The following is a 25,545-nucleotide window of genomic DNA, read 5'->3' as shown; positions in this document are numbered from 1 at the left end:
ATCTTGGTGAGGTTTCCGTCCCGCGGGGTGCGCGATTTCGGAATATTGGAATTATCCCCCTGAGTTGCCCGACGTGTCAAGTTGCCTTGTCGAATGCCGGCCGCCCCCGGCTCCTTTGCATGGGGTTGTTTTCGATATTTTGGCCGCGTGCAACTGCGGCGGCCCTTACGCGTGAGGGGGCCCCGGGCGAGATGCTCGCCGAGGGCAATAACCGCGCAATCGAGCCCTGCGCATCGAAACGCGTCCGGAAGCAAAATGGCCTTGATTTTGATGGATTGCCGGGTCATCCCGGCCTTCCCTGTCATATGCCACGAGATACGGACCACCGGATGCGATCCATTTCCGCACGCGCGCCTCTTGCATTGCTGCTCGCACTGCCGCTGCTGGCAGGCTGCCTCGAGCGCGGGCGATCGCCGATCGCGGAGAGCATGGGCGACGACGATCAGTACTGCCAGGCGGGCGGCAAGGTGGCGGTCGGGTCGGCCGAATATGTCGCCTGCCGCAAGGACCGCGATGTGCAGCGCCAGAACGCCGAAGCCCGTACCGATCGCCGGCAGCGCGATCTCGGCGAGTACATGATGAACCATCCCGACGTGCACTAGGCGCCGGGCCAAATTCCCTTGAGCTATCGGCTCGCCGCCGCACGATCGTGAGCGGCCCTTTTGGATGGATCAGATCCTGTGCTTGTTGAAGGCGAGCTCGCGCTGCAACGTGACAGGATCGGCGAGCTCGACGGTTTGCGCGCGATCGCGGTTCTGATCGTCGTCATCTGGCACTATTTCGGAACGCCCGATGGTCCAGAGGGCTGGCCGTGGAAATTGCTGCATGTCGGCCGCTTCGGTGTCGACCTGTTCTTCATTCTGTCCGGCTATCTGATCACCGATATTCTGCTGCGGCATCGCGCGGCTGAACGATATTATTCCGCCTTCTACGGCAGGCGCGCGTTTCGCATCTGGCCGCTCTACTACCTGATGTGCGGTTGCGCGGCGATCGGCTGGTATTCTTCGCTAAGCCCTGATCTGTTCGACACCAGGGGCGTGCCGGGCTGGCTGTATCTGTTCGGCCTGCAGAATTTCGGCATGGCCAAGGCGCAGACCGATGGCGCCTACTGGCTGGCCGTCACCTGGTCGCTTGCGATCGAGGAGCAGTTCTATCTTCTCTTTCCGTTGCTGGTTCGCAACGTGCCTCCCGAGCGTCTGTTCGCGATCCTGCTGGTGCCGATCCTGATCTGCCCGATCGGGCGGCTGATCGACAGCGCGCTGCCGGACGCTTACGGCTGGTACGTGCTGCCGCAATTCAGGATCGATTCGCTTGCGATCGGCGCGCTGATCGCCTGGTGGCGCCTCTATCGCAAGCCGGATGCCGAGGTCTCCAGACGCGTCGCCGCCATCCTCAAATGGTCGAGCATGTCGCTTCCCCTGCTGTGGCTGTTCGGATGGAAGCGTTGGTCGGTGGCGTTCTCGCACACACAGGTCGAGATCTTCTTCGGTTCTCTGCTGTTCGTCGTTCTGGAAAATCGCGGCGCGCCAAAACTCGCACTGCTGCGCAGCGCGGTCGCGACGTTCTTCGCCAGGACGTCCTACGCGGCGTATCTCACCCACCACGTCATCGTGTACCTGCTGTTCGCCGTGCTGCATCAGCCGAGGACAGTCGAGAGCCTCGCCGGCCTCTCGCTGAGCTTCGGCGCGCTCGCGCTGACGTTCGGGCTGTGTGCCCTGATTTATCGTTATTTCGAACGTCCGCTGCTCGACTTCGCCCACCGGCGCTTCACGTTCGGGTAGGCGAAAGCGGGCCACCGGCGCGCCGCTCGTGGGATCAAGGCTACGCGTGCCCCAAACAAAAACGCGGCGGGTTGCCCTGCCGCGTTTCGTAGTCCGGTCTTCGCGAAAGGAGCCGGCGCCTACTCCTCGTCTTCGGGCTTCTTGCCGCCGATCGTCTTCAGCTTGGCGAACACGGCGTCGACGTTGAGATCGTCGTGACGCTCGATCGGCTGATCGTCCAGCTCGTCCTTGCGTGTGGTCTCGGACGCCGGCAGCAGCGTGGCGCCGCCGTAAACGGTCGTGGTCGGCTTCTCCTTGGCGGCGCGCTGCACCTCGAAATCGAGCTCGATCTGCGAGCACAGGCCGAGCGTCACCGGGTCCATCGGGGTCAGGGTCGAGGCGTTCCAGTGGGTGCGGTCGCGCACGCTGGCGATCGTCGTCTTGGTGGTGCCGACCAGACGCATGATCTGGGCGTCCTTCAGCTCCGGGTGGTTGCGCACCAGCCAGAGGATCGCGCTCGGCCGCTCGTGGCGGCGCGACACCGGGGTATAGCGCGGGCCCTTCTTCTTGGCGGCGGTCGGCAGCACCACCTTGCTCTCCTGGAGCCTGAGGCGATAGTTCTGGTCGCGCTCGCCGCGCTCGATCTCCTCGCGGGTCAGTTGGCCGTTGGAAATCGGGTCCATGCCCTTGATGCCCTGGGCGGCGTCGCCATCGGCGATGGCGCGCACCTCCAGGGGGTGCATTTTGGTGAAATCGGCCACCTGATCGAACGTCAGGGCGGTATTATCGACCAACCACACGGCAGTCGCCTTCGGCATCAGCGGTGCGTTGCTCATGGCAAATCTCCTTTGTGCTTCGCCCACCTCTGTAGAGGCGAAGCTGGTAGTCATCGGCGATGACGGGAATTATAGGTCCTATATAAGCCCTCCGGGGGGAATGGCGCAATGGGCCAGCAAAATCGCCTTGACAGCGCCCGAAAGCAGTCCCAAGTCCTTATCCTAACTGGCCGTTCCCCGCCCGCCGGCGAGGGGTGATTCGGTCCCGAGATTGCCCCGAGACAGCCTGATGTCAGCGAAAAAACCCGATCTTAGAATCGTGCTTTGTTCCCCCCGCGGCTTTTGCGCCGGGGTGGTCCGCGCCATCGATACGGTCGAACGCGCGCTCACCATTTATGGTGCCCCGGTCTACGTCCGGCACGAAATCGTCCATAACAAGTATGTCGTCGACAGCCTGAAGACCAAAGGCGCCATTTTCGTCGAGGAACTGGCCGAAATCCCCGACGATACCAACGCGCCGGTGGTATTTTCGGCCCACGGTGTTCCCAAGTCGGTTCCGGCTGAGGCCAAATCCCGCAATTTCTTCTCGCTGGACGCGACCTGCCCGCTGGTGACCAAGGTCCACCGCGAGGCGGCGATCCATTTCAAGCGCGGCCGCGAGATCCTGCTGATCGGGCATTCCCATCACCCCGAGGTGGTCGGCACCTTGGGCCAGCTCCCGGTCGGCGCCGTGACCCTGATCGAGACCGCCGAGGATGCAAAGACCTTCGTCCCGAAGGACCCCAACAATCTCGCTTTCGTGACCCAGACCACGCTGTCGATCGACGACACCGCGGAGATCGTGGCGCTGCTCAAGCAGCGCTTCCCGAACGTCAACGGCCCGCACAAGGAAGACATCTGCTACGCCACCACCAACCGCCAGCTTGCGGTCAAGAAGGTGGCGCCGGTGGTCGATGCCCTGATCGTGGTCGGCGCGCCGAACTCGTCGAACTCGCAGCGCCTGCGCGAGGTCGCCGAGCGCGAGGGCTGTCCCATTGCCGTGCTTGCACAACGTGCCAGCGACATCGACTGGAGCAGGTTCGAAGGCATCAAGAGCCTCGGCATCACCGCTGGCGCCTCGGCGCCGGAAGTGATCGTCGAGGAGATCATGGGCGCCTTCGCCGAGCGCTTCGAGCTTCACGTGGAGACGGTCTCGGCCGCGGAAGAGAACGAGTTCTTCCCGCTGCCGCGTTCGCTGCGGCCCGACGCTGCCGCCGCGGAATAGACCATATGGCGGTTTACACCGACGTTGCCGCCGAAGACCTCGCGGAATTCCTCAAGAGCTACGACATCGGCGAATTGCTCTCCTACAAGGGCATCGCCGAGGGCGTCGAGAATTCGAACTTCCTGCTGCACACCAGCCAGGGCGCCTACATCCTCACGCTCTACGAGAAGCGCGTGGCGGAGGACGACCTGCCGTATTTCCTGTCGCTGATGGCGCATCTCGCCGAGCGCGGGGTGTCGTGCCCGCAGCCGGCGCGTAACCGCAAGGGCGAGGTCTATAGCCGGCTCGCCGGCCGGCCGGCGGCGATCATCAACTTCCTCGAAGGCATGTGGCCGCGGCGGCCGAACGTGGCGCATTGCTCAGGCGTCGGCGCCGCGCTGGCCAAAATGCATCTGGCCGGCCGTGACTTTCCACTGGTCCGCAACAATCCGCTGTCGGTCTCCGGCTGGCGGCCGCTGTTCGATCTCGCCGCCGCGCGGGCCGACAGCGTGCAGCCCGGATTGCATGACTTCATCGCGCGCGAGCTCGATCATCTCGAAGCCGCGTGGCCGGTGGACCTGCCGGTCGGCGTGATCCATGCCGACCTGTTTCCCGACAACGTCTTCTTCCTCGGCGACAAGCTCTCGGGCCTGATCGACTTCCCATTCGCCTGCAACGACATCCTAGCCTACGACGTCGCGATCTGCCTCAACGCCTGGTGCTTCGAGCCGGATCATTCCTTCAACGTCACCAAGGCGCGCGCGCTGCTCAATGCCTATAACCGCGAGCGGCAATTGTCGGCGGCGGAACAGGCCGCGCTGCCGCTGCTCGCGCGCGGCGCCGCGCTCCGTTTCCTGCTGACGCGCCTGGTCGATTTCCTCAACGTGCCCGCGGGTGCGCTGGTGCAGCCGAAGGACCCGCTGGAATACGTCCGCAAGCTGCGCTTCCACCAGAACGTCGCTGCGATCAACGACTACGGCATCACGCCGGCAGGATGCGCGGCGTGAGCGACAAGCCGCATGTGATTGTCTTCACCGATGGTGCCTGCTCCGGAAACCCAGGACCGGGCGGCTGGGGCGCGATCCTCCGATTCGGTGACGTCGAGAAGGAATTGAAGGGCGGCGAGGCGCACACCACCAACAACCGCATGGAGTTGATGGCGGCGATCTCGGCGCTGGAAGCCCTGAAGAAGCCCTGTGTGGTCGACCTCACCACTGACAGCCAGTACGTCCGCCAGGGCATTACCGGATGGATTCACGGCTGGAAGCGCAATGGCTGGCGCACGGCCGACAAGAAACCGGTGAAGAATGTCGAGCTGTGGCAGCGCCTCGACGCCGCGCTGAAGCCGCACGAGGTGCGCTGGCACTGGATCAAGGGCCATGCCGGCCACGCCGAGAACGAACGCGCCGACGAGCTGGCGCGCGAGGGCGTGGCGATGGCGAGGTTGAAGGGGTAGGGCGGCGCTTGCCGGCTGCGCATCAGCGATCCCGGCTATCGCCATTCCCAAAACTGTCATCGCCCGCGAAAGCGGGCGATCCAGTATTCCAGAAACGGTAGCCATTGAAACGAGAGGCCGCGGCGTACTGGATCGACCGGTCGAGCCGGGCGATGACAGCCAGTTTGCGGCGAAAGCGTCAGCTCAGAGCTGCCCGAGCAGCGTGTCGCCGCCGGAGACCTCGACCTTGCCCGGAGCCGGCTCCTTGTTGAGCTTCTTCACTACGCCGTCCTCGACCAGCATCGAGTAGCGGTGGGAGCGGATGCCGAGGCCGTTGCCGGAAGCGTCGAGCTCCATGCCGATCGCCTTGGTGAAGTCGGCATTGCCGTCGGCCAGGAAGACGGCCTCGTCGCGCTGGTCGGTGTCGCGCTTCCAGGCGTTCATCACGAAGGCGTCATTGACCGAGACGATCGCGATGGTGTCGACGCCCTTGTTCTTCAGGGCATAGGCGTTGAGGAAGATGCTCGGCAGATGCATCTTGTGGCAGGTGCCGGTGTAGGCGCCGGGCACCGCGAACAGGGCGACCTTCTTGCCCTTGAAAATGTCGTCGGTGGTTTTGACCTGCGGCCCCTCGGCGGTCATCACGCGAAACTTGGCTTCCGGCAGCTTGTCGCCAACATTGATCGTCATCGGTGTTCTCCCTCGGTGAAGCGGAACTGTCTTAAACCCGGTGGTTGGGCGGCACAATACGATCTGCTGCGGGAACGGCAATGCCGAAGCGCGGTCACCGTTCCGTCATCAGCCGGAAAACCCGCCGGCGTCGAGAAAGGCCTGCTCGTCCGCGGTGGTTTCCCGACCCAGCACCCGGTTACGGTGGGGGAAGCGGCCGAACCGGCGGATGATGTCGGCGTGATCCTCGGCATATTTCAGGTTGTCGGGATGGCAGTCATATTGCCGGAACAGCGTCACGCAGCGCTGCTGGTCGTCGAGGTCCTCCGAATGCTCGAAAGGCAGATAGAGGAATTCGCGCAGCACCGGGTCGGTCCGCGCATCGACGCCGCGGTCGATGGCGCGCCGTGCCACTTCACGCGCCAGCGCATCACTTGAAAAGGTCTTTGCGTCGCCTCGAAACAGGTTTCGCGGAAACTGGTCGAGCACGATGGTCAGCGCCAGCGCGCCCTCGTCGCTCGCCTCCCATGACGACAATTCGCCGGCAGCCGCCTTCTGCCAGGTGGCAAGGAAGCGGCTGCGGATTTCGGCATCGAAGGCATCGTCGCGCGTGTACCAGCGGTCGCGGCCGGCTTCTTGCCAGAACGTGATAACATCGGCGGGCGTCGCGATGCGCGCGTCAGTCATGTCCGTCCAACACCCGCATCACGTGTTTCAGGCCGCGGCCTTCTTCTCGTCGCGCAGCTCGCGGCGCAGGATCTTGCCGACATTGGTCTTCGGCAGGTCGGTCCTGAACTCGATCTGCTTCGGCACCTTGTAGGCGGTGAGTTGGGTGGCGCAGAACTTGATGATGTCCTCCGCCGTGATGTTCGGGTCCTTCTTGACGACGAAGGCCTTCACCGCCTCGCCGGACTTCGCATCGGGCACGCCGATCACGGCGCATTCCAGCACGCCCGGATGGCTCGCCAGCACTTCCTCGATCTCGTTCGGATAGACGTTGAAGCCCGAGACCAGGATCATGTCCTTCTTGCGGTCGACGATCTTGGTGTAGCCGTTCTCGTCCATCACGCCGATGTCGCCGGTTCGGAAATAGCCGTCCGACGTCATCACGCGCGCGGTCTCGTCCGGCCTGTTCCAGTAGCCCGCCATCACCTGCGGACCCTTGGCGCAGATCTCGCCGGCCTGGCCGATCGGCAGTTCGTTGCCCTCGTCGTCACGGATCGACAGAAAGGTCGAGGGCACCGGCAGCCCGATCGTACCGGAGAAACTTTCGATGTCGGCGCGGTTACAGGTCAGCGTTGGCGAGGTCTCCGACAGCCCATAGCCTTCCGAGAGCGGAATGCCGGTGACCTTGAGCCACTTCTCGGCGACCGGCTTCTGCGTCGCCATGCCGCCACCATTGGCGATCTTCAGCTTGGAGAAATCCAGCTTGTCGAAGCCTGGCGTGTTCAACAGGCCATTATAGAGCGTGTTGACTGCCGGAAAAAAGCTGACCTGATACTTCGCCAGCTCCTTGATGAAGCCGGCCATGTCGCGCGGATTGGGGATCAGCAGATTGGTGCCGCCGGAGCGCACGCCCAGCAGGTAGCACGCAGTCAGGGCGAAGATGTGATAGAGCGGCAGCGCGCAGACGATGACCATCTGGTCGACGATCGGCGGCTTCTTCAGCGCCGGCTGCAGCCAGGCGTCATTCTGCAGCACGTTGGCAAGCACGTTCTGGTGGATCAGCGTGGCGCCCTTGGAAACGCCGGTGGTGCCGCCGGTGTATTGCAGGAAGGCGACGTCCTGGCGCGTCAGCGCCGGCTTGTTGAGCTTCATGCCGCGGCCGGCCGACAGCGCCTCGTTGAACGTGACCGCGCCGGGGATCGACCAGGCCGGCACCATCTTCTTCACCCGGCGCACCACCAGGTTGACGATCACGCCCTTGAAGCCGAGCAGGTCGCCCATGCTGCCGACGATCACGTTCTTCACCGCGGTGTTCGCCAGCACCTTCTGCACGGTGGTGGCAAAGTTCTCCAGCACGATGATCGCTTCCGCGCCGGAATCCTTGAGCTGATGCTCGAGCTCGCGTGGGGTATAGAGCGGATTGACGTTGACCACGGCATAGCCGGCGCGCAGCACGGCGGCGATCGCGATCGGATATTGCAGTACGTTCGGCATCATCAGCGCGACCCGCGCGCCCTTCTGCAGGCCCTTGCTTTGCAGGTAGGCGCCGAGCGCCGTCGACATCTCGTCGAGCTCGCGATAGGTGATCGCCTTGTCCATGCAGATGAACGCCTTGCGATCGGCGAACTTCTTGAAGCTCTCCTCGAGCAATTCGACCAGCGACGAATATTGCGTGACGTCGATATCGGCAGGCACGCCGGCCGGATAATGCTTGAGCCAGATGCGCTCCATAGTGGTCAATCCCCTCTCTCAAATTCGGCTGATGTCCCGGATTGTTTCCGGGTTTCCCGACCCTGGGCCGTATTATCTTGGCCGCTTTATTTCAGGCAGTATTGAGCGATGCCGCGGCCAATGGCAAGCCGCTGCGCGCTATCGACGCATTGGGAGATCGGAGGGGGGCGCTCTGCTAGCCTGCCGGCTTGGCGTCGGCCTTCGGCTTCTCAGCCTTGGGCTTCTCGGCCTTGGGCTTCGCAACAGGCTTTGCCGTCGTCGCCGGCTTGCCGGCAGGCTTTGCAGCGGCCGGCTTGTCCGCAGCGGGCTTCGCAGCTGCGGCATCCGGCTTGGCGTTGGCGTGACGTACGGGCTTGGCCGCCGGCTTATTGTCCGACTTGGAGGCGCTCTTGCTGTCACCCTTGGCGTCATCAGCCGCATCGGACTTCTTGCCGGCGACACGGGTGTGCTTGCCCTTGGCGCGCTTGGCCGGCTGCAGCTTCTCGGTGTCGGCCTCGACCGCGGCGATCAACGCAGCGCCGGTCTTGGTCGGTCCCGTATAAACCACGACCGGCTCGGACGCCGCCGCCGGCTGCGCCAGCAGGTCGGCGGGTTTTGTCGGCATCGCGGCCTGCAGGCCCGAGGCGAAGAAGCTCACGCCGCTGTCGCCGTTGGTGCTCGCGCCGGCGCTGGCGACGGTGTCTTCTCCATCCTCGTCGCTGGCAGGCCTCTTGTGCTTGGCGCCGCACATCTCCTCACGCAGGTTCGGCGGGGTGGAATCGATCGGCACCAGATTGTCGACGGTGCCGAGCGAGGGCCGCAGCCATGCAAGCCCGTTATTGGCAAAGCCGCGATCCAGCAGTTGCGCGGCGCGGATCGCGCGCATGCGGCCCGAGGAGGCGCCGAGCACCACGGCGATCAGCCGCTTGCCGTCGCGCGTCGCCGACGCCACGAGATTGTAGCCGGAGGCGCAGATGAAGCCGGTCTTGAAGCCGTCGGCGCCGGGATAGCGGCCGATCAGCTTGTTGAAGTTCTGGGTGACGCGGCGGCCGAAGCGGATCGAGGGGATGTGGACGAAATACTCGTATTCCGGCAGGTCGCGGATGATGGCGCGGGCGAGGATCGCCATGTCGCGCGCCGAGGTGATCTGGCCGTCGGCGGGCAGGCCGTTCGGGTTGACGTAGCTCGTTTGCGTCATGCCGAGCTTCTGCGCGGTCTCGTTCATCATCGCGGCAAAGCCGTCGATCGAACCGCCGATGCCCTCGGCCAGCACCACGGCCATGTCGTTGGCCGACTTCACCAGCATCATCTTGAGCGCATTGTCGACGGTGACCTGGGTGCCGGGCCGGAAGCCCATCTTCGACGGCGACTGCGACGACGCGGTCGGCGACACCGTGAGCAGCGTGTCGAGCGACACGCGGCCGTCCTTGACCGCCTTCAGCGTCACATAGGCGGTCATCAGCTTGCTGAGCGAGGCCGGATACCACGGCATCGTGGCATTGTCGGCCTGCAGCACCTTCCCGGTATCGGCCTCGACGACCAGCAGCGCCTCGGCCTGCGCGATCTGCGGCGTTGCGATGGCGAGCATCGCGACGGCCAGAATCCATTTCAACGACGGGCGCAGCGGGCGAGGCAAATACACGACGGTTCCGGTCCTTTGAGACCCGCCTTCAAGAAGGAGGTCTTGCGATGTGACGTACGGGTTTCAAGCGTGTCCGGCGCCGCATTGCGGCGATGCAAACCTATACCGGCTTGCCACCTGAGAACAGAGGGCGGCCAATTATATCGTGGACGAAATCGGCTGAATTTCGGCAGCCGCCTCAATTGGAAAGGGGGAGAATTATGGTGCCTCGATGCCGGCGCGCGCCTGGTCCTGGACCATGAACTGGGCCCGTGCGAGTTCGGCAAAACGCCCGCCTTTCGCCACCAGTTCATCGAAAGTTCCGCTTTCGATCACCCGTCCCTGGTCGAACAACAGGATGCGGGTGGCGTGGCGGATGGTCGAGAGACGGTGCGCGATCACGAAGGTGGTGCGGCCCTTCATCACTTCGTCGAGAGCAGCATTCACCTTGGCCTCGGTGACGGCGTCGAGCGCGCTGGTCGCCTCGTCGAGGATCAGGATCGGCGGATCCTTGAGCAGCGCGCGCGCAATCGACAGCCGCTGCCGTTCGCCGCCGGACAGCATGCGGCCGCGCTCGCCGGCATGGGTGTCGAACTTCTTTTCGCTGCGCTCGATGAAATCCAGCGCCTGCGCGCGCGCCGCGGCGGTACGCAGTTCCTCGTCGGTCGCATCGGGCTTGCCGACGCGCAGATTGTCGGCGAGCGAGCGGTTGAACAACAGCGCCTCCTGGAACACCACGCCGATGTTCCGCCGCAGCGCCGTCAGCTTCAGCGCGCGTATGTCCATACCGTCGATCTTGATGATGCCGGATTGCGGATCGAACGCCCGATGCAGCAGCGCGATCGCGGTGGATTTACCGGCGCCGGTCGAGCCGACCAGCGCGATGGTCTGGCCGGGCAATGCGGTGAAGGTGAGGTCCTCGATCGCCGGTCGCTTGCCGTCATAGGAGAACGAGACGTCGTTGAATTCGACCAGCCCCGACAGCCGGCCGGGATCGACCGCGCCCGGCCGGTCGCGTACCGCCGGGACCGCATCGAGCACGTCGAAGAACTCCTGCAGTCGCGGTGCTTCCATGAACACATTGTTGATGAAGCTCACCACCTGCTCGAGCTTCTGGATCAGCATGGTGGCGAACGAGACGAACATCACGATCTCGCCGACCGTGGTGAGGCCCTCGTTGTGAAGCGCGATACCGACGGTGAAGATCGCGAGCACCGTGATGGTGGTCGAGGCGCGCGTGATCACGGTGACCAGCGCCCACCATGACAGCACCGGCATCTGCACCGCGAGCAGCTTGTCGGCGACGTAGCGCAGGCCCTGCACCTCGGAATCGATCCGCACGAAGCTCTGCACCAGCGCGACATTGCCGAGCGCGTCGGAGGCACGCGCCGAGAGGTCGCTGTAATAGGCCTCGACCTCGCTCTGCATGCCGTAGGTCTTGCGCACCACCAGGGTGGTCAGCACGGTGAACACGACGCAGAGCGCGAACAGCAGGATCGCCAGCCGCCAGTTGATGTAGAGCGCGAGCGGCAACAGCACGACCAGCGACATGATCGCGGCGAAGTGTTCGCGGAAGAAGCCGAGCCAGAGCCGCCACAGCGCGTCGGTGCCGTTCAGCATCACCTTCATCAGCCGCCCGGAATGGGTGCCGGAGTGGAAAGTCAGCGGCAGCTGCAGGATGTGCTCGAAATAATCCGTCAGCACCGCCTGGCGCTGGCGGTGTGCCAGCCGGTCGGCCTGCAACGCCACGATCGCGCTGCAGCCGATCGTGAACAGGCCGAATGCCGCCCAGGCCGCGAGCAGCGGCCATGCCGAGGAGGTCGCGAACAGCCCCGTGACCGGCCGGCCCGACAGTACGTCGACGATCTTGCCGAACAGCACCGGCTCGGCGAATTGCGCGCCGGCGAGCAGCATGTTGGCGGCGGCGAGGATCCAGCCGAGCCGCGCCTCCTTGCCGAGTAGTTCGAGGACGCGGGTATAAAGGCGAAGCATGGACATGCCGGCGGGACTCGTCAGCGGTGGGCGCCCGGTCAGGCGGGACGCAATTTAATCAGGGTTCGGGATGCAGGGCCAGCGGGCGATGGCTTCCCTTCCTGCGTTATCCAATTCCGTTGACCTCATCCGGAGGCCGAGTACCGATGCACCCACGTCATTGCGAGCGAAGCGAAGCAATCCATGTTTCCGCTTGCTCTGTGACAATGGATTGCTTCGCTTCGCTCGCAATAACGTGGATGGGAGGCCTAGTTCACCAGCCGGCCATCGATCGGCGGCAGGAATTGGTCGTCAAAGATGTCGGCAGCGTGCGGCCGCTTCTGGAATTTGAAGTCCTCCGCGAGCTGGTCGAGCGAGCGCTCGAAGCGCTCCGCCTCGATGCCGCCAAGCCCGTTGCGCTTCACCTCGCCGGTCAGGATGTTGTCGCGGATGATGGCGCCCAGCCGCTCGAGCTCCAGGTCGCGCGAGCCGCCATCCATCCGGCTCACCACCTCGCCGGCGGCACGGGCCGGGTCCTTGACGGCGAGGTTGGTGCCGCCGATCACCGCGCGCACGAAACCTTTCACCGCATCCGGCTTCGCCGCGGCAAGGCGCGGGCTGACGATCACGGCAAACCCATAGGCCTCGCAGCCATAGTCGGCGAAGCGCAGCACCGCGAGATCGTCGGCAGGCACGCCGCGATCGCGCAGATTTATCGCCGAAAGATAGGAGAAGCCGGTGACGGCATCGATCTGGCCCGCGGAAAGCATCGGCTCGCGCACCGCGGCGCTGATCGTGTTCTGCTTCACGCTCGCAAGCTTGATGCCGTTCTGCTTGGCGACCGCGGGCCACAGCCGGATCGAGAGGTCGCCCTCGGCGACGCCGAGGTTCTTGTCCTGGATGTCGGTCAGCGCCTTGATGCCACGGCTCTTGCGGGCAATGATCGCATAAGGCGCCTGGTTGAACAGCACGAACACCGCCTTGACGGGGACAGCACCAGGCTTGTCGCGAAAGCGGATCAGCGCGTTGATGTCGACGAGGGCGAAATCGCTCGAGCCGTCGGCGACGCGCGCGATGGCATCCGCCGAGCTGGTGGCGACGTTGGTGCCGACCGCAAGGCCCTCGGCGCTGAACAGGCCGCCGGCCGACGCCATCACGAATGGGGCCGCGGCAGCATCAAGCGGACGGTCGAGCGTGAACTGGATAGTGAGCGGCTGCGGCGCATCGCCGGCGCGCAACGGCGTGACGGCCGGCCACACGCCGCCCGAAAGGCCGATCACGCCGGCCAGTATCCAGCGGAGAACGGTGGTCCGACTTACCTGCATCATGACATCCGGGAGGCGAGACAAAGTGCCGCGCCGGCTGCGCCTGCTTCATGACATCGAATGCGCCAGGGCAGGGTGCAATTCAAGCATCAATTTCAAGCGTTATCTGCGGCCATCCTGCCTCAGGCAAGGTGAACAGCCGATGACTGCCATGAATTAACCCCAGGTTGTTCAGCTTGCATTCGGTTTGGGGAACCTAATCTAGGGGTAGTGGTTAGCTCACCAGGGCCCGTCGGGCCGGCTTCCACAAGGGATGACTGCAATGTTTGCGCGAAAGGGTGTTTTTTCGTCCATTGGCCGCGCAGCCACATTGGCAACGGTTGCCGCGGTGGCGTTGACGGCCGTCGAGCCGACGATGGCGTTCGCAGGCTCCGCCTCGGCGGGCAAGGCGACCGCAGTGACCACATCACACGGCATAAGCGGCGCGACCGATATCAGCGCCCGCCGTCGTTACTATGGCGGCGGTGGCGCGGCGGCTGCGGCTGCGTTCGCCGGGATCATCGGCACGGGTCTGGCGATCGCCGCAGCCCAGAACCGTCGCGACTATTACGACTCCTACGGCTACTATGGCGGCCCGGCCTATTACGATGGTGGTCCCGCCTATTATGGTGGTCCGGTCTACTACGGTGGCGGACCGTACTATGGTTACCACCGCTATTACGGGCGCCGCTCGCAGCTGCCCTATACGCCGTACTGACGCCGCATCGGCGGTTCTCAGTACTGTCACAAAGCATCAATCCACCGGCTGCAAGGCCGGTGGATTTTTCGTTGTCGGCTCGCCCGTTAACACGCTGGCGACGCGTTTCGATTAGGCTCGTAGGATGAGTGATTCGATCGAGCGGCTTTACCAGGCGGTGATCGCGGCCAAGGATCTTGATCCGGCAGTTTCGCGCACGGCACGGCTGTTCCAGCGCGGGCCGGCCAAGATGGCCAAGAAGCTCGCCGAGGAAGCGGTCGAGGTCGTGATCGACGCCATCAGCGGCAAGCCGGACGCCGTGGTCCGCGAGAGCGCGGACCTGCTCTACAATCTCACGGTGCTCTGGGCCTCGGCCGGCGTGAGGCCGGGGGATGTGTGGCGCGAGATGGAGCGGCGCGAGCGCCTGCTCGGGATCGCCGAGAAGCTGCCGAAGTCGCCCGTCAAGCTGCCCAAGACCGCGCCCGTTCCGGTGGTTCGGCGTCGAATTGTCGCGCTGGAGAACCGGCTGCGCAAACGGCAGTCGTAAATCAACTAAATTCGATCCATTCCCGGCATGGACAAATCCGCTCCATGATGGTTCATCGCGCCCATGTTGAAACGGATTTACGACTGGTGCGTCGCGGCGGCCGACAAGCCCTACGCACTCTGGATTCTCGCCGCCGTTGCCTTCGCCGAGAGCTCCTTCTTCCCGATCCCTCCTGACATCATGCTGTTGCCGATGTCGTTGGCGCGGCCGAAGCGGGCCTGGTGGTTCGCGGCCGTCTGCACCGTCGCGTCCGTCGCCGGCGGCGTGCTCGGCTACGCGATCGGCGCGCTGCTCTACGACTCGCTCGGGCAGTGGCTGATCCATCTCTATGGCCTGTCCGACAAGGTCGACGCGTTCCGCGCCTCCTATGCCGAGTGGGGTGCCGTGATCATCCTCGTGAAGGGGCTGACGCCGATCCCCTACAAGCTCGTGACGATCACGTCGGGCTTTGCCGGCTACAGCATCGGGCTGTTCATCCTGTGCTCGATCGTCGCACGCGGCGGCCGCTTCTTCTTTGTCGCGGTGCTGCTCAACCGCTATGGCGATGTCATCCGCGCCGAGCTCGAGAAGCGGCTCGGCCTGTGGGTCGCGATCGGCGCGATCGTGCTGGTGCTGGGCTTTGTTGTCGCATTCAAGCTGATCTGACCAAAGTTCTAGCTGTTCGCGTCTTTGCTCGCGGACGGCTTCGGACTACGGTCGCTGCGTTGGCTGATGGAATCGACGACCGGTGAATCTCGCGAGACTCAATCCCGCCAAGGCGTGCGTTGCAATGGCGGGCCTTGCGCTGTCGATGGCGCTGCCTGCGACCGACAGCGCACGGGCGCAGACTGCGCCGCCCGCGCTCGGCGTGCAGTCGCAGCCTGTTGAGTCTCAACCGCAACAGATCGAGCTGCCGCCTGCGCCGGTCGAGCGCGAGAATCCCGGGCTGATCAACGAAATCGGAAAGCTGTTCGAGAAGTCGAAGTCGGCGCTGCCACAGCTGAAGAGCCCCGGCGAGACCATCAACGATCTGTCGAACATTGCGCGCCCCTCGACGATGGTGACCGGGCGCGCGGCCTGCGCGGTGGCCTCGAACGGCGCGCCGGACTGCAAGATCGGCGCCGACCGGCTGTGCCAGAGCAAGGGGTTCAAGGAGGGCAAGAGCATCGATACCGATGCCTCTGAGAAATGCTCGCCGCTGGTCTATCTGCCGGGCCACAAGCGCGGGCCGAACGACTGCAAGACGGAAAATTTCGTGACACGGGCGGTCTGCCAATAGAGGCGGTCGAAACTGCGTCTGGGATGCCAGATCCCCTCGAAAATACGACGTCTGGATGAGGTTTTGTCATCCTTTTTGCAGCGCCGTAACGCAATACTTGACACTGGAAAGATTGCCTTGTTGGTATCACGGTCACCATTCGAGACCAACCAACTTGAGGATCCGCCGCCAATGTCCATGCCTGCTCTGTTCAAGGGCCGCCTGTCTCTTCCCGTGATCGGGGCACCGCTGTTCATCATCTCGGTGCCCGACCTCGTCATCGCCCAGTGCAAGGCCGGTGTGGTCGGCTCGTTCCCGTCGCTGAACGCGCGGCCGCCGGAACTGCTGGACGAATGGCTGTACCGGATCAAGGAAGAGCTCGCCGCCTACGACAAGGCGCATCCGGAGCGGCCGTCAGCGCCGTTCGCGGTGAACCAGATCGTGCACAAGTCGAACAACCGGCTCGATCACGACATGGCGCTTTGCGAGAAGCACAAGGTGCCGATGATCATCTCCTCGCTCGGCGCGCGCGAGGAGCTGAACCAGGCCGTCCACGGCTGGGGCGGCATCGTGTTCCACGACGTGATCAACCAGAAGTTCGCGCACAAGGCGATCGAGAAGGGCGCCGACGGCCTGATCCTGGTTGCAGCCGGCGCCGGCGGCCATGCCGGCACGCTGTCGCCGTTCCCGTTCGTGTCGGAGACGCGGCAGTGGTTCGACGGGCCGATCGCGCTGTCGGGCACCATCGCCAATGGCCGCGCCATTCGCGCGGCGCGCATCATCGGCGCCGACTTCGCCTATATCGGCTCCGCCTTCATCGCGACCAAAGAGGCGAACGCGGTCGAGGGCTACAAGAGCATGATCACCAATTCGTCCGCCGAGGACATCGTCTACTCCAATCTGTTCACCGGCGTGCACGGCAATTATTTGAAGCCGTCGATCGTCGCGGCCGGCATGGATCCGGAAAACCTGCCGACCTCCGATCCTTCGAAGATGAGCTTCGGCACCGATGCATCGGGCGAGCGCGCCAAGCCGAAGGCCTGGAAGGAGATCTGGGGCTCCGGCCAGGGCGTCGGCAGCATCTCCAAGGTGGTGCCCGCGGCCGAGCTGATCGCGCGGTTCAGGAAAGAGTATGACGAAGCAGTCGATCCGGCGCTTGCGTGATGGAGCCGATCTTTCGCGTTGACGGCGACCGCGTCGTCACCAGTCCCGATGCCGCGGGTCCATGGGACCCGCGGATGCAGCACGGTTCCGCGCCGGCCGCCCTGGTGGTGTGGGCCGCAGAAGCCATCCCCACGCCGGTGCCGATGCGGATCGCGCGGGTCACGATCGACCTGATGCGTCCGGTGCCGGTGGCGCCGCTGACGGTCTCGAGCGAGATCCTGCGCGACGGCCGCAAGATCCAGCTCTGCGGCGTCAGACTTCTCGCCGACGGCGTTCTCGTCGTCTCGGCCACCGTGCTCAAGATCAAGCAGCAGGTGGCCGAGCTGCCGCCGGATGTCGCAGCCCTTCCGGTCGATCTGCCGGGCCCCGACGAAAGCATCGTCGAGCTGGGCAACCTCGCGAATAGTCCGTTCGTGAAAAATATCTCGATGCGCGCCGCGCGCGGCCGCTTCGGCGTGCTGGGCCCAGGCGCGATCTGGTTCCGCGTCAACCAGCCGCTGATCGCGGGCGTCGCCGTCTCGCAGGCGATGCGCGCAGTGGTCGCCTCGGATTTCTCCAACGGCGTTTCGCCGGCGCTCGATTTCAGCCGGTGGACCTTCATTAATGCCGATCTCACCGTGAGCTTGGCGCGCGAGCCGGTCGGCGACTGGGTCCTGCTCGACAGCGAGTCCTGGATCGGGCCTAACGGCGCAGGGCTTGCGATGTCGCGGCTCGCCGACCAGCGCGGCTATTTCGGCCGTACCGTCCAGAGCCTCGTGATCGAGCGGCGCTAGCGCCGGGCCGGTTTCAGCCGCCACGATGGAGAGAAGGAGCCCGGCGCGGCCGCCCTTGTGCAAAAATACCCCTGCGCCTCCGGAACGGTTGGCGGCACCAACGAGTTTTGGTCTGGTTAGGGGGTGTCATGACGCGCATCGATCTCGCTGCCGGTTTCCTGGCCAAGGCCGTCCGGCGGCCGTGTGCGTTGCGGGCAGGTGGTATCGGTGCTGCGCGGTTGCCCGGAGCCTCGCGGTGAAGCCCGGCCCGTCCTCGGAACGCGCGGTCATCCTCGCCGCGAGCGAGCGGCACGCCGTCAAGACCGCCCACCTGATCAAGGAAGCCGGCTACTATGCCAACATCTGCGGCGACCTCGCCGAGCTCGAGCACCAGGTCGCGAGCGGGGCGGGCCTTGCCATCATTGCCGATGAGGCGATCAGGACCGCCGACGTTGCCGGCCTGACGCGCTGGCTGAACGAGCAGCCGTCATGGTCGGATTTTCCCATCGTGCTGATGAGCGAGAAGGGCGGGCCCGAGCGCAATCCTGAAGCGGCGCGGCTCGGCCGCGTGCTCGGCAACGTCACCTTCATCGAGCGTCCATTCCATCCGACCACGCTGGTGAGCCTGGTCGCGGCGGCGGTACGCGGCCGCCGCCGCCAGTACCAGACCCGCCAGATACTGGAAGACCTGACCGAGAGCGAAGACCTGTTGCAGACCGCGCTCGATGCCGGCCATCTCGGCGCGCTCGAACTTCATCTGCCGGATTTCGCGCTCGAGGCGTCGCCGACCTGCAAGACGTTCTTCGGGCGCAAGCCTCGCGATCCCTTCACCTATCAGGATCTGCTCGACGCGGTGCATCCCGATGACCGCGCCCGCCGCAGCGAAATCGTCGCGCAAACGCTGCGCACCGGCGCGGATTACAGGATCGAGTATCGCAACATCTGGCCCGATGGCACCCAGCACTGGGTCGACGTCCGCGCCCGCGCGGTGCGCCGGCCCGACGGCAGCATCCGATCGCTGGTCGGGGTCTGCTCCGACATCACCGCGCGCAAGACCGCGGAGATCGAGCGCGAGGCACTGCTGGCGCAGCTCGCCGCGGAGCGCACCGCGCTTGCCGAGCTCACCGCGACGCTGGAGCAGCGGGTCGAACAGCGCACCGCCGACCTGATGAAGGAGGTCGCCGCGCGCGAGCGGGCGCAGGAACAGCTCCGCCATGCACAGAAGATGGAGGCAATTGGCCAGCTCACCGGCGGCGTCGCGCACGACTTCAACAATCTGCTGATGGCCGTGATGGGCAATCTCGATCTGCTGCGCAAGCGGATGCCGGAGGACCCGCGCCTGCGCCGGCTGGTCGATGGCGCGTTGCAGGGCGCAGAGCGCGGTGCCTCCCTGACGCAACGGCTATTGGCCTTCGCACGGCAGCAGGATCTGCGCGCGGTGCCGGTCGATCTCGGCGCGCTGGTGCGCAATATGAGCGAATTGCTCGAGCGCTCGCTCGGGCCGCGCATCACGCTGCGGCTCGATATCCCGGACGGACTGCCGCCGGCCTGCGTCGACACCAACCAGCTCGAGCTTGCGGTGCTCAACCTTGCGATCAACGCGCGCGATGCGATGCCGGATGGCGGCGTGATCGAAATCCGCCTCGCGGCATGGCGGGTCAAGAATGATCAGGCCAAGAGCGACAATCAGGTCAGGAGCGATCAGGCCAGGAGCGATCCCGCGCTGCAGCCGGGCAATTACCTGAAGCTGTCGGTGGTCGACAGCGGCAGCGGCATGTCGCCGGACGTGCTGAAGCGGGCGATCGAGCCGTTCTTCTCGTCGAAGCCGGTGGGCAAGGGGACCGGGCTCGGCCTGTCGATGGTGCATGGGCTCGCGGTGCAGCTCGGCGGCACGCTGCAGCTGTCGAGCGCGGTCGGCAAAGGCACCACGGCCGTGCTGGTGCTGCCGGTCGCGACAACAGCGCCGGCGGTGGAGAGCCCGGCGCCTGCGGCGCAGAAGGTCAAGCGCTCGGCGGTGATCCTGCTGGTCGACGACGATTCACTGATTGCGATGTCGACCATGGAGATGCTGGAGGACCTCGGCCATCGCGTGATCGGCGCCAGTTCCGGACCGCACGCGCTCGATATCCTCCGGAGCGACCAGCAGATCGACCTGATGATGACCGATCACGTGATGCCCGGCATGACCGGCCTCGAACTCGCCGCGGCCTCGCGCGAGTTGCGCCCGCATCTCGTCGTCCTGCTCGCCACCGGCTATGCCGAACTGCCCGACGGCACCCAGGTCGACCTGCCGCGGCTGGCCAAGCCCTACCACCAGGATCAGCTGCGCGAGCGGCTCGATCAGCTGCTGGGGCAGGGGGCAGCGAGCGACCAGCACGCTGTCGGTGCGGCTGCCCGTACTTTTTCACCGTCACCCTCAGGAGCCGCGAAGCGGCGTCTCGAAGGGTGACGGCCCGGCTGCCGCCGCGATGGGCCGAGACGCATGCTGAAACATCGGGCCGTGCATCCTTCGAGGCGCGCAAGAGCGCGCACCTCACGACAACGGTGATAGACGTGGTCGCACTACAGCCTCACCCCACCATGCGGTCGCGGCCGGACCAGAAGCGCGCCTTCAGCACCTTCTTGTCGACCTTGCCGACGCCGGTCATCGGCAGCTCCTTGACGAACTGGATCTGCTTCGGCGCGTGCGCCGAGCCCTTCTTTGCCTTCACGAGGCTGATCAGCTCGTCCGCGTCGGGCACAGCGCCTTCGCGCGCCACCACGACGGCGGTGACGGCCTCGCCCCATTTGTCGTCGGGCACGCCGACCACCGCGACCATCGCGACGTCGGCGTGCTGCGACAGCACATCCTCGACTTCGCGTGGAAAGATGTTGAAGCCGCCGGAGACGATCATGTCCTTCTTGCGGTCGAGGATGAACATGTAGCCGCGCTCGTCCTTGCGTGCGATGTCGCCGGTGTGCAGCCAGCCGCTCTTCAGCGTCTCCGCCGTGATGTCGGGCCGCTTCCAGTATTCGGCCATCACATGCGTGGCGCGCACGCAGATCTCGCCGGCCTCGCCGGTCGCGACCTCCTGGTCGTCCTGATCGAGGATATTCACCTGACAGGCGGTGATCGGGAAGCCGCAGGAAAGGAACAGCTCCGGCGTCTTCGGGTCATGGTCCGCCTTGCGCAGCACCGAGACCGGATAGCACTCGGTCTGGCCATAAAGCTGCGAGAACACCGGGCCGATCCGCTCGATGCCCTCGACCAGCCGGCTCGGCGACATCGCGGATGCGCCGTAGAGCAACAGCTCGAGCGAGGAGAGGTCGGTTCTGGGCAGCGCCGGATGATCCAGCATCACATAGATCATGGTCGGCACGAACAGCGTGAAGTTGATCTTCTCGCGCTCGATGGTCTTGAACACGGCTTCCGGATCGAACCCCTTCAGCATGTGCACGGTGCCGCCGCGCATCAACGTCGGCAGCACCTTGGTGCCGGCGACATGGCTGATCGGCGCCACCGTCAGGTAGCGCGGCGTCTCCGGAATCTCGAAGTCGGCGAGGATGGCGGCGGCGAAGCCGCCATATTCGCGGTGATAGCGCAGCGCGCCCTTGGATTTGCCGGTCGTGCCGCCGGTGTAGTTCAGGGTCGAGATGTCGTCTTCGCGAGCGAAGTTCTTCGCGGTCGCGCTGCCGGCATCCTCGACGACCTGCAACAGGTCGGCGCCGTAATCCGCCGGGCCGAGCGTGAACACGGTCTTCAGGCCGGCGGCCTTGGCGGCGAGCTCGCCGCCACGATCGCGAAACGTGATGCCGTCGACGATCAGCATCTCGGCCTCGGAGTCCTCGATCTGGAACAGCTGGTCGTCGAGCGAGCCGAGCGGGTGCAGCCAGGTGATCGCGAGCCGCGACAATTGCGCGGCGACGCCGGCGCACCAGCTGTCGGCGCGGTTGGCGGTGAGCAGCGCGACGCGGGTGCCCGGCGCGAAGCCGAGCCGCATGAATACGCTCTGCATCCGTCCGATCAGGTCGGTCGCGCCCTGATAGTTGAGCGAGCCGCCCGGCCAGGCGAAGGCCGTGCGGCTCGGATAGCGTGCCAGTGCCCGCAAGGTCTGCTCGCACACCGCCGGAAATGCATAGAGCGGATTGCTCATCTCGTCCCTCCCGCTTTGTCTTTGGCTTCTCTCGTGCCAATGTTGGCGCAACGCTAACACAATGATGCAGGGAAGAAACAACTTGTCCGCTGATCCTCTCGCGCGTTTTCGCGATCGCCTCCGGTTGCCGCTGATTGCCGCGCCGATGTTTCTGGTCTCCGGCGTCGAGCTGGTGGTAGCAGCCTGCCGCAACGGCGTGATCGGTTCGTTTCCGACGGTGAATTGCCGCGAGACGGAACAGCTCGATGCATGGCTCGGCGACATCGAGCGCCGCCTGCAGGCGCAGGCCGACGCGAGCGGCAGAGCGGCGGCGCCGATCTGTCCGAACCTGATCGTGCACCGCTCCAACGCGCGGCTGGCGCAGGACCTCGCCGTGCTGCTGCGGCACAAGCCGGAGCTCGTGATTACCTCGGTCGGCTCGCCCGCGCCGGTGCTCGCACCTCTGCACGATGCCGGCGCGCTGGTGTTCGCCGACGTCGCCTCGATCCGTCATGCCGAGCGCGCGGTCGCGGCCGGCGCCGACGGGCTGGTGCTGCTCACCGCGGGCGCCGGCGGGCAGACCGGCTGGCTCAATCCATTCGTGTTCGTCCGCGCGGTGCGCGGATTCTTCGACGGCCCCATCGTGCTGGCCGGCGGCATCAGCGACGGCCACGCGCTGCGCGCCGCGGAGGCGCTCGGCTGCGATCTCGCCTATATGGGCACCAAGTTCATCGCGACGCGCGAGAGCATGGCGGACGCGAGATACAAGCAGATGCTGGTCGAGGCGACCGCCGATGACATCCTGCTCACGACGGCCTTCACGGGCCTGCAGACCAACATGCTGCGGCCCTCGATCGAGGCCGCCGGCCTCGATCCCGACGACCTGCCGGCGCGCGGCGCGATCGACATCGGCAAGGACATCGACATCGGCGCCCGCGAAAGCCGCCCCAAACGCTGGCGCGACATCTGGAGCGGCGGTCATTCCACCTCAGGGGTGACCGGGGTGCTCGCGGTCGATGATCTGCTGGCGCAGACGATCGCCGAGTACGAGGCAGCGAGCGCGCGGGTGCGGCTCGCCTGACCGTTCAAGTCCCGCCTGTCCGCTTAACGCGGCATTAACCATGCCAGTCCCAACAATAGCGTCACGGGATGGTCCGCCGCCGCGGCCGGCCGCCGGCAGTTATGGGAATGCGACATGGCTTTTGAGGCGCACTTCGCCAAGGATTCGGCCAAGACTCCGGCATCGCTCGACGATCTCCGGACCCGCGTATTCTACGCCCTGCAGCGGCATCCGCTGTGCCGTCAGGTCGAATTCGACATCGTCAGCACGCCGCGCACCCGCCGCACCAACTGGACGGTTAGCCTGCACTCGGTCCAGCCCGGTGCCCTCTGGACGGCGCATGAGATCGTAGCCGACATCCAGGAAGCCTATGAGCTTGACGCCGCGGCCTGATTTTCGGGCCGTTTCGGGACGATTTCACCTATTTGGCGCTGTCACGGCACGGTAACGCCGCATTTCTCGCGCAGTTTGCGGCAACACCGGCCCGGGAATGGAGTAGTTTTTGACCAGAGCCATCACCCTCGCCGCGCTGACCTGCTTCCTCCTCGCAGGCGCCGCGATAACAGCCATTCTGGGCCGCGACAGCCTGCCCGCGGCGCAGGCCGACATTGGACCGGTCGCCAATCGCGCCAGCAAGCAGGACAAGCTAGCGGTCACGGCGCTTGCCGCGGTCTCGTTCGAGGCGCCCAAGCCGATTGAGGCGCCCGCCAATCCGTCTCCCCTCCTGTTGCGTGCGCAAGCCGCGATTCCGGGCGCGACCGATACGGTCCGCCAGGCCTATGCCTCCGCCGAGCCTGGCGATATCGGCCTGCCGAAGATCAACGACCCCATCGATGCGGCCCAGCCGCAGATCGCCGAGCCCGCCGTACCGGCGCCCGCCGTCCCCGCCGCGCCGCCGAAGCCCAAGGCTGCCGCCAAGCCGGCGCTGCAGAAGACCTACGCCCTGCTCAGCGACGCGCAGATCGCCGGCATCAAGGACCGGCTCAAGCTGTCGTCATCGCAGGAGTATTACTGGCCGGCGGTCGAGACCGCGCTGCGCGCCGTCGCGCGCAAGATCCACGCCAGGCGCCAGGGCGATCCCGCATCGGGAACCATGCCGATCGATCCCGACTCCGAGGAAGTCCAGCAGCTGAAGTCGGCGGCGATGCCGCTGCTGTTCCAGCTCCGCGAGGATCAGAAGAACGAGGTCCGCTCGCTGGCGCGCCTGATCGGCCTCGAACGCGTCGCTTCGATGATCTGAGCGCAAGGGTCGGCCGCGCCGATCTGCGGCCGACGAGTTCTAGTGGGCTTCCAGCGGACGCAGCTTGTCCACCTTGCCCTGGGTTTCGACGAGCAGTTGCTTCATGAAGTCCTTGTTGCGCTTGAGCCATGGCTCCAGCGTCTGCCGCACATCGCCCGGCGACTTCTTCTCGATGGCTTGCGCAAGCCGGGTCTGAAACGTTCCCCAATCCTTGAACATCTCCTTCAAGAGCGCATCGTCGGAGATGTTGATCGTCGACTTGATGTCGCCGACGGTCTCGAGCTCGCGCATGTTGCCCTGTCGCAGGATCGAATCGAGGTTTTCCAGGCATTCGTGGTAGCGCTGCAGCAGATCGTCCCATCGCTTGGCGCTGAAGTCATCGTCCAGGTTCTCGACCGCGTTGTACAACGGCTCGAGAAACGACCATCGGAAACGCCGCGCCAGTCGCAGCAGGATCGACAGGAAGACGATGTCCTTCGGCATGTTCTGCGCGACCATCAGTCTTGGATCCTCGCTGAATGGCGGCATCGGTACGAAGATGATGACCACCGAGAACGGCGTGTTGTCGAGATATTCGAGCCGGGCGATGACCGGTTGATACAGCTTCAAATCGCGGAAGATCGGACTGAGGACCTGCTCGCGGCTTCGCCGGCTGGCAATGTCCACGTCGGAGAACGAGTTCGCGACGTAGCTCGTCAACTCGTCGAGCCAGGCGCCGCTGTCATACCGGTTCTGTGCGCTGAGCAGGTCCTCCCAGTCGAGATCAGTCGTGTCGGGGCCGGACAGCAGCGTGGTGGTGGCGGGATCCGCCTCCAGTCTGGCATCCGTCAGGAATCCCCGCGCACGGTCTGACGGCGGCAATGCCTTCAGCGCATCGGCCTTCTGCCGGAACGACAACTCGTCGCTGAACACGATGCGAAGCCGCAGACGAAACAGCTCTTCCGGGCGGGTGATCTGCATGAACTGCGCGTGCAGGTCCTTCACCGCCTCGTTGAAGTCGCGGGCGTGATTGGCGTTCAGTTTCGGCCGCAGCGGCACGGCACCGAAGGTCGGCCGCACGAACAGATCTTCGAGAAACCGCCGGACCTCGTCCTCGCCGATCCCATAAAACTCGTTCTCCGCCAGCATCGGAAACGAGGGTGAGGCATCGACCGAGAACCACAGCACCTTTGACATGAGCTTCAGCGCGCGCTTGTAGCCGTCGAACTGGGCGATCTCGGACGCGCACCACGTCCAATTGTGCTCGGCATTGGTGTGAATGAAGATCAGGCAGTCGGCCCTCGCCGTGTTGTCGATCATCCATTGCCGCCATTCCGTGCCGCCGGGAATTTCCTCGCACACAAAGCATTCCATCGAACGCTGACCGTCCAGGCTGCTGAGATATTCGAGCCGCGCCTTCAACAGGCGCGCGAGAAATCTGTCTTCGGCGCGATGGCTGATAAAGACCGAGAAATCATTTGGCATGGCAAAATCCGATCTGCATGAATTTGATGCGACGGCTGGCCGTGTCTCATGGGCCGAATGCCGCGGCTGGACGTCCTGCCGCGGACAGAATGATAGCTCGACTCTGAAATGTGCGAT

General features: G+C 65.0%; 24 protein-coding genes. 15 read left to right on the top strand and 9 right to left on the bottom strand.

Going from position 1 to position 25,545, the window contains the following annotated elements; genetic code table 11:
- Nucleotides 1-329: 329 nt before the first annotated feature.
- Both ACVW1C_RS15075 and ACVW1C_RS15070 read left to right on the top strand, forming a co-directional pair.
- A complete protein-coding gene (locus tag ACVW1C_RS15075; RefSeq protein WP_456759095.1) occupies nt 330-602 on the top strand; it encodes a hypothetical protein in 273 nt (90 codons plus the stop codon).
- A gap of 78 nt (nt 603-680) precedes the next feature.
- Nucleotides 681-1,781: an acyltransferase family protein gene (locus tag ACVW1C_RS15070; RefSeq protein ID WP_456759094.1), complete on the top strand. Its 1,101-nt coding sequence runs from the start codon at nt 681-683 to the stop codon at nt 1,779-1,781.
- A 119-nt stretch (nt 1,782-1,900) separates the two neighbouring features.
- On the opposite strand, the gene ACVW1C_RS15065 is transcribed toward ACVW1C_RS15070, so the two are convergent.
- On the bottom strand, nt 1,901-2,596 hold the full coding sequence (locus ACVW1C_RS15065; protein ID WP_456759093.1) for a DUF1013 domain-containing protein: 696 nt from the start codon (nt 2,594-2,596) through the stop codon (nt 1,901-1,903).
- A 229-nt stretch (nt 2,597-2,825) separates the two neighbouring features.
- Between ACVW1C_RS15065 and ispH the strand changes: the two genes are divergently transcribed.
- From ispH to rnhA, 3 genes are read left to right on the top strand one after another with little or no spacing between them, the layout of a single operon-like run.
- The gene (ispH, locus tag ACVW1C_RS15060; RefSeq protein ID WP_173643790.1) at nt 2,826-3,800 is read left to right on the top strand and encodes a 4-hydroxy-3-methylbut-2-enyl diphosphate reductase; all 975 of its coding nucleotides are present in this window, start codon (nt 2,826-2,828) and stop codon (nt 3,798-3,800) included.
- A 5-nt stretch (nt 3,801-3,805) separates the two neighbouring features.
- Nucleotides 3,806-4,786: a homoserine kinase gene (locus ACVW1C_RS15055; RefSeq protein WP_456759092.1), complete on the top strand. Its 981-nt coding sequence runs from the start codon at nt 3,806-3,808 to the stop codon at nt 4,784-4,786.
- Nucleotides 4,774-5,235, top strand: a complete 462-nt coding sequence (rnhA, locus tag ACVW1C_RS15050; protein ID WP_171947839.1) for a ribonuclease HI — start codon at nt 4,774-4,776, stop codon at nt 5,233-5,235. The genes ACVW1C_RS15055 and rnhA overlap by 13 nt, the downstream gene beginning before the upstream one ends.
- Before the next feature lie 183 nt (nt 5,236-5,418).
- On the opposite strand, the gene ACVW1C_RS15045 is transcribed toward rnhA, so the two are convergent.
- From ACVW1C_RS15045 to ACVW1C_RS15020, 6 genes are all read right to left on the bottom strand, one after another.
- Complete coding sequence (locus ACVW1C_RS15045) at nt 5,419-5,904, bottom strand: peroxiredoxin (protein ID WP_097673720.1); 486 nt, start codon at nt 5,902-5,904, stop codon at nt 5,419-5,421.
- A 108-nt stretch (nt 5,905-6,012) separates the two neighbouring features.
- A complete protein-coding gene (locus tag ACVW1C_RS15040) occupies nt 6,013-6,570 on the bottom strand; it encodes a DUF924 family protein (RefSeq protein WP_176528954.1) in 558 nt (185 codons plus the stop codon).
- Nucleotides 6,571-6,597: 27 nt separating this feature from the next.
- Nucleotides 6,598-8,280, bottom strand: a complete 1,683-nt coding sequence (locus ACVW1C_RS15035) for a long-chain-fatty-acid--CoA ligase (RefSeq protein WP_456759091.1) — start codon at nt 8,278-8,280, stop codon at nt 6,598-6,600.
- Between the two features lie 175 nt (nt 8,281-8,455).
- The gene (locus tag ACVW1C_RS15030; RefSeq protein WP_456763087.1) at nt 8,456-9,847 is read right to left on the bottom strand and encodes a D-alanyl-D-alanine carboxypeptidase family protein; all 1,392 of its coding nucleotides are present in this window, start codon (nt 9,845-9,847) and stop codon (nt 8,456-8,458) included.
- 252 nt (nt 9,848-10,099) lie between these two features.
- Nucleotides 10,100-11,878, bottom strand: a complete 1,779-nt coding sequence (locus tag ACVW1C_RS15025; RefSeq protein WP_456759090.1) for a glucan ABC transporter ATP-binding protein/ permease — start codon at nt 11,876-11,878, stop codon at nt 10,100-10,102.
- A 242-nt stretch (nt 11,879-12,120) separates the two neighbouring features.
- Nucleotides 12,121-13,176: an ABC transporter substrate-binding protein gene (locus tag ACVW1C_RS15020; RefSeq protein ID WP_456759089.1), complete on the bottom strand. Its 1,056-nt coding sequence runs from the start codon at nt 13,174-13,176 to the stop codon at nt 12,121-12,123.
- 262 nt (nt 13,177-13,438) lie between these two features.
- Here ACVW1C_RS15020 and ACVW1C_RS15015 point away from each other — a divergent pair, with 262 nt between their 5' ends.
- From ACVW1C_RS15015 to ACVW1C_RS14985, 7 genes are all read left to right on the top strand, one after another.
- Complete coding sequence (locus ACVW1C_RS15015) at nt 13,439-13,873, top strand: hypothetical protein (protein ID WP_456759088.1); 435 nt, start codon at nt 13,439-13,441, stop codon at nt 13,871-13,873.
- A 124-nt stretch (nt 13,874-13,997) separates the two neighbouring features.
- The gene (hisE, locus tag ACVW1C_RS15010; RefSeq protein ID WP_456759087.1) at nt 13,998-14,399 is read left to right on the top strand and encodes a phosphoribosyl-ATP diphosphatase; all 402 of its coding nucleotides are present in this window, start codon (nt 13,998-14,000) and stop codon (nt 14,397-14,399) included.
- Nucleotides 14,400-14,462: 63 nt separating this feature from the next.
- Nucleotides 14,463-15,044 (top strand): YqaA family protein, encoded by a 582-nt coding sequence (locus ACVW1C_RS15005; protein WP_173643797.1) that lies wholly within the window; start codon nt 14,463-14,465, stop codon nt 15,042-15,044.
- 124 nt (nt 15,045-15,168) lie between these two features.
- Nucleotides 15,169-15,657 (top strand): hypothetical protein, encoded by a 489-nt coding sequence (locus ACVW1C_RS15000; protein WP_456763086.1) that lies wholly within the window; start codon nt 15,169-15,171, stop codon nt 15,655-15,657.
- Nucleotides 15,658-15,828: 171 nt separating this feature from the next.
- Entirely contained in the window at nt 15,829-16,800 is a 972-nt protein-coding gene (locus ACVW1C_RS14995; RefSeq protein ID WP_456759086.1) for an NAD(P)H-dependent flavin oxidoreductase, read from the top strand.
- Nucleotides 16,800-17,573, top strand: a complete 774-nt coding sequence (locus tag ACVW1C_RS14990) for a thioesterase family protein (protein ID WP_456759085.1) — start codon at nt 16,800-16,802, stop codon at nt 17,571-17,573. The genes ACVW1C_RS14995 and ACVW1C_RS14990 overlap by 1 nt, the downstream gene beginning before the upstream one ends.
- 235 nt (nt 17,574-17,808) lie before the next feature.
- Nucleotides 17,809-20,001, top strand: coding sequence for an ATP-binding protein (locus ACVW1C_RS14985; RefSeq protein WP_456759084.1), 2,193 nt, complete (start codon nt 17,809-17,811; stop codon nt 19,999-20,001).
- 121 nt (nt 20,002-20,122) lie between these two features.
- Here ACVW1C_RS14985 and ACVW1C_RS14980 read toward each other — a convergent pair whose 3' ends face one another.
- Nucleotides 20,123-21,685, bottom strand: a complete 1,563-nt coding sequence (locus ACVW1C_RS14980) for an AMP-binding protein (protein ID WP_456759083.1) — start codon at nt 21,683-21,685, stop codon at nt 20,123-20,125.
- A 61-nt stretch (nt 21,686-21,746) separates the two neighbouring features.
- Between ACVW1C_RS14980 and ACVW1C_RS14975 the strand changes: the two genes are divergently transcribed.
- From ACVW1C_RS14975 to ACVW1C_RS14965, 3 genes are all read left to right on the top strand, one after another.
- Nucleotides 21,747-22,745 (top strand): NAD(P)H-dependent flavin oxidoreductase, encoded by a 999-nt coding sequence (locus ACVW1C_RS14975; protein ID WP_456759082.1) that lies wholly within the window; start codon nt 21,747-21,749, stop codon nt 22,743-22,745.
- Between the two features lie 114 nt (nt 22,746-22,859).
- Entirely contained in the window at nt 22,860-23,117 is a 258-nt protein-coding gene (locus ACVW1C_RS14970; protein WP_456759081.1) for a hypothetical protein, read from the top strand.
- A 109-nt stretch (nt 23,118-23,226) separates the two neighbouring features.
- Nucleotides 23,227-23,964, top strand: coding sequence for a hypothetical protein (locus ACVW1C_RS14965; protein ID WP_456759080.1), 738 nt, complete (start codon nt 23,227-23,229; stop codon nt 23,962-23,964).
- Between the two features lie 39 nt (nt 23,965-24,003).
- Here the strand turns inward: ACVW1C_RS14965 and ACVW1C_RS14960 are convergent, their stop codons facing one another.
- Entirely contained in the window at nt 24,004-25,428 is a 1,425-nt protein-coding gene (locus tag ACVW1C_RS14960; protein WP_456759079.1) for a toll/interleukin-1 receptor domain-containing protein, read from the bottom strand.
- Nucleotides 25,429-25,545: the final 117 nt, after the last annotated feature.

The organism is Bradyrhizobium sp. USDA 4011 (assembly GCF_054063415.1).
The sequence above is the reverse complement of the archived record's forward strand: the minus strand, read 5'-3'. Positions and strand labels throughout refer to the sequence as shown.

What these genes read in the sequence shown, in the direction of transcription:
- ACVW1C_RS15025 (WP_456759090.1), bottom strand. Translation starts at nt 11,878, where the DNA reads ATGTCCATGCTTCGCCTTTATACCCGCGTCCTCGAACTACTCGGCAAG.
- ACVW1C_RS14975 (WP_456759082.1), top strand. Translation starts at nt 21,747, where the DNA reads ATGATGCAGGGAAGAAACAACTTGTCCGCTGATCCTCTCGCGCGTTTT.
- ACVW1C_RS15020 (WP_456759089.1), bottom strand. Translation starts at nt 13,176, where the DNA reads ATGCAGGTAAGTCGGACCACCGTTCTCCGCTGGATACTGGCCGGCGTG.
- ACVW1C_RS15065 (WP_456759093.1), bottom strand. Translation starts at nt 2,596, where the DNA reads ATGAGCAACGCACCGCTGATGCCGAAGGCGACTGCCGTGTGGTTGGTC.
- rnhA (WP_171947839.1), top strand. Translation starts at nt 4,774, where the DNA reads ATGCGCGGCGTGAGCGACAAGCCGCATGTGATTGTCTTCACCGATGGT.
- ACVW1C_RS15035 (WP_456759091.1), bottom strand. Translation starts at nt 8,280, where the DNA reads ATGGAGCGCATCTGGCTCAAGCATTATCCGGCCGGCGTGCCTGCCGAT.
- ACVW1C_RS15015 (WP_456759088.1), top strand. Translation starts at nt 13,439, where the DNA reads ATGTTTGCGCGAAAGGGTGTTTTTTCGTCCATTGGCCGCGCAGCCACA.
- ACVW1C_RS15045 (WP_097673720.1), bottom strand. Translation starts at nt 5,904, where the DNA reads ATGACGATCAATGTTGGCGACAAGCTGCCGGAAGCCAAGTTTCGCGTG.
- ACVW1C_RS14990 (WP_456759085.1), top strand. Translation starts at nt 16,800, where the DNA reads ATGGAGCCGATCTTTCGCGTTGACGGCGACCGCGTCGTCACCAGTCCC.
- ACVW1C_RS15000 (WP_456763086.1), top strand. Translation starts at nt 15,169, where the DNA reads ATGGCGGGCCTTGCGCTGTCGATGGCGCTGCCTGCGACCGACAGCGCA.
- ACVW1C_RS15040 (WP_176528954.1), bottom strand. Translation starts at nt 6,570, where the DNA reads ATGACTGACGCGCGCATCGCGACGCCCGCCGATGTTATCACGTTCTGG.
- ACVW1C_RS14970 (WP_456759081.1), top strand. Translation starts at nt 22,860, where the DNA reads ATGGCTTTTGAGGCGCACTTCGCCAAGGATTCGGCCAAGACTCCGGCA.
- ACVW1C_RS14995 (WP_456759086.1), top strand. Translation starts at nt 15,829, where the DNA reads ATGTCCATGCCTGCTCTGTTCAAGGGCCGCCTGTCTCTTCCCGTGATC.
- ACVW1C_RS15005 (WP_173643797.1), top strand. Translation starts at nt 14,463, where the DNA reads ATGTTGAAACGGATTTACGACTGGTGCGTCGCGGCGGCCGACAAGCCC.
- ACVW1C_RS15030 (WP_456763087.1), bottom strand. Translation starts at nt 9,847, where the DNA reads ATGCTCGCCATCGCAACGCCGCAGATCGCGCAGGCCGAGGCGCTGCTG.
- ACVW1C_RS15055 (WP_456759092.1), top strand. Translation starts at nt 3,806, where the DNA reads ATGGCGGTTTACACCGACGTTGCCGCCGAAGACCTCGCGGAATTCCTC.
- hisE (WP_456759087.1), top strand. Translation starts at nt 13,998, where the DNA reads ATGAGTGATTCGATCGAGCGGCTTTACCAGGCGGTGATCGCGGCCAAG.
- ACVW1C_RS14980 (WP_456759083.1), bottom strand. Translation starts at nt 21,685, where the DNA reads ATGAGCAATCCGCTCTATGCATTTCCGGCGGTGTGCGAGCAGACCTTG.
- ispH (WP_173643790.1), top strand. Translation starts at nt 2,826, where the DNA reads ATGTCAGCGAAAAAACCCGATCTTAGAATCGTGCTTTGTTCCCCCCGC.
- ACVW1C_RS14960 (WP_456759079.1), bottom strand. Translation starts at nt 25,428, where the DNA reads ATGCCAAATGATTTCTCGGTCTTTATCAGCCATCGCGCCGAAGACAGA.
- ACVW1C_RS15075 (WP_456759095.1), top strand. Translation starts at nt 330, where the DNA reads ATGCGATCCATTTCCGCACGCGCGCCTCTTGCATTGCTGCTCGCACTG.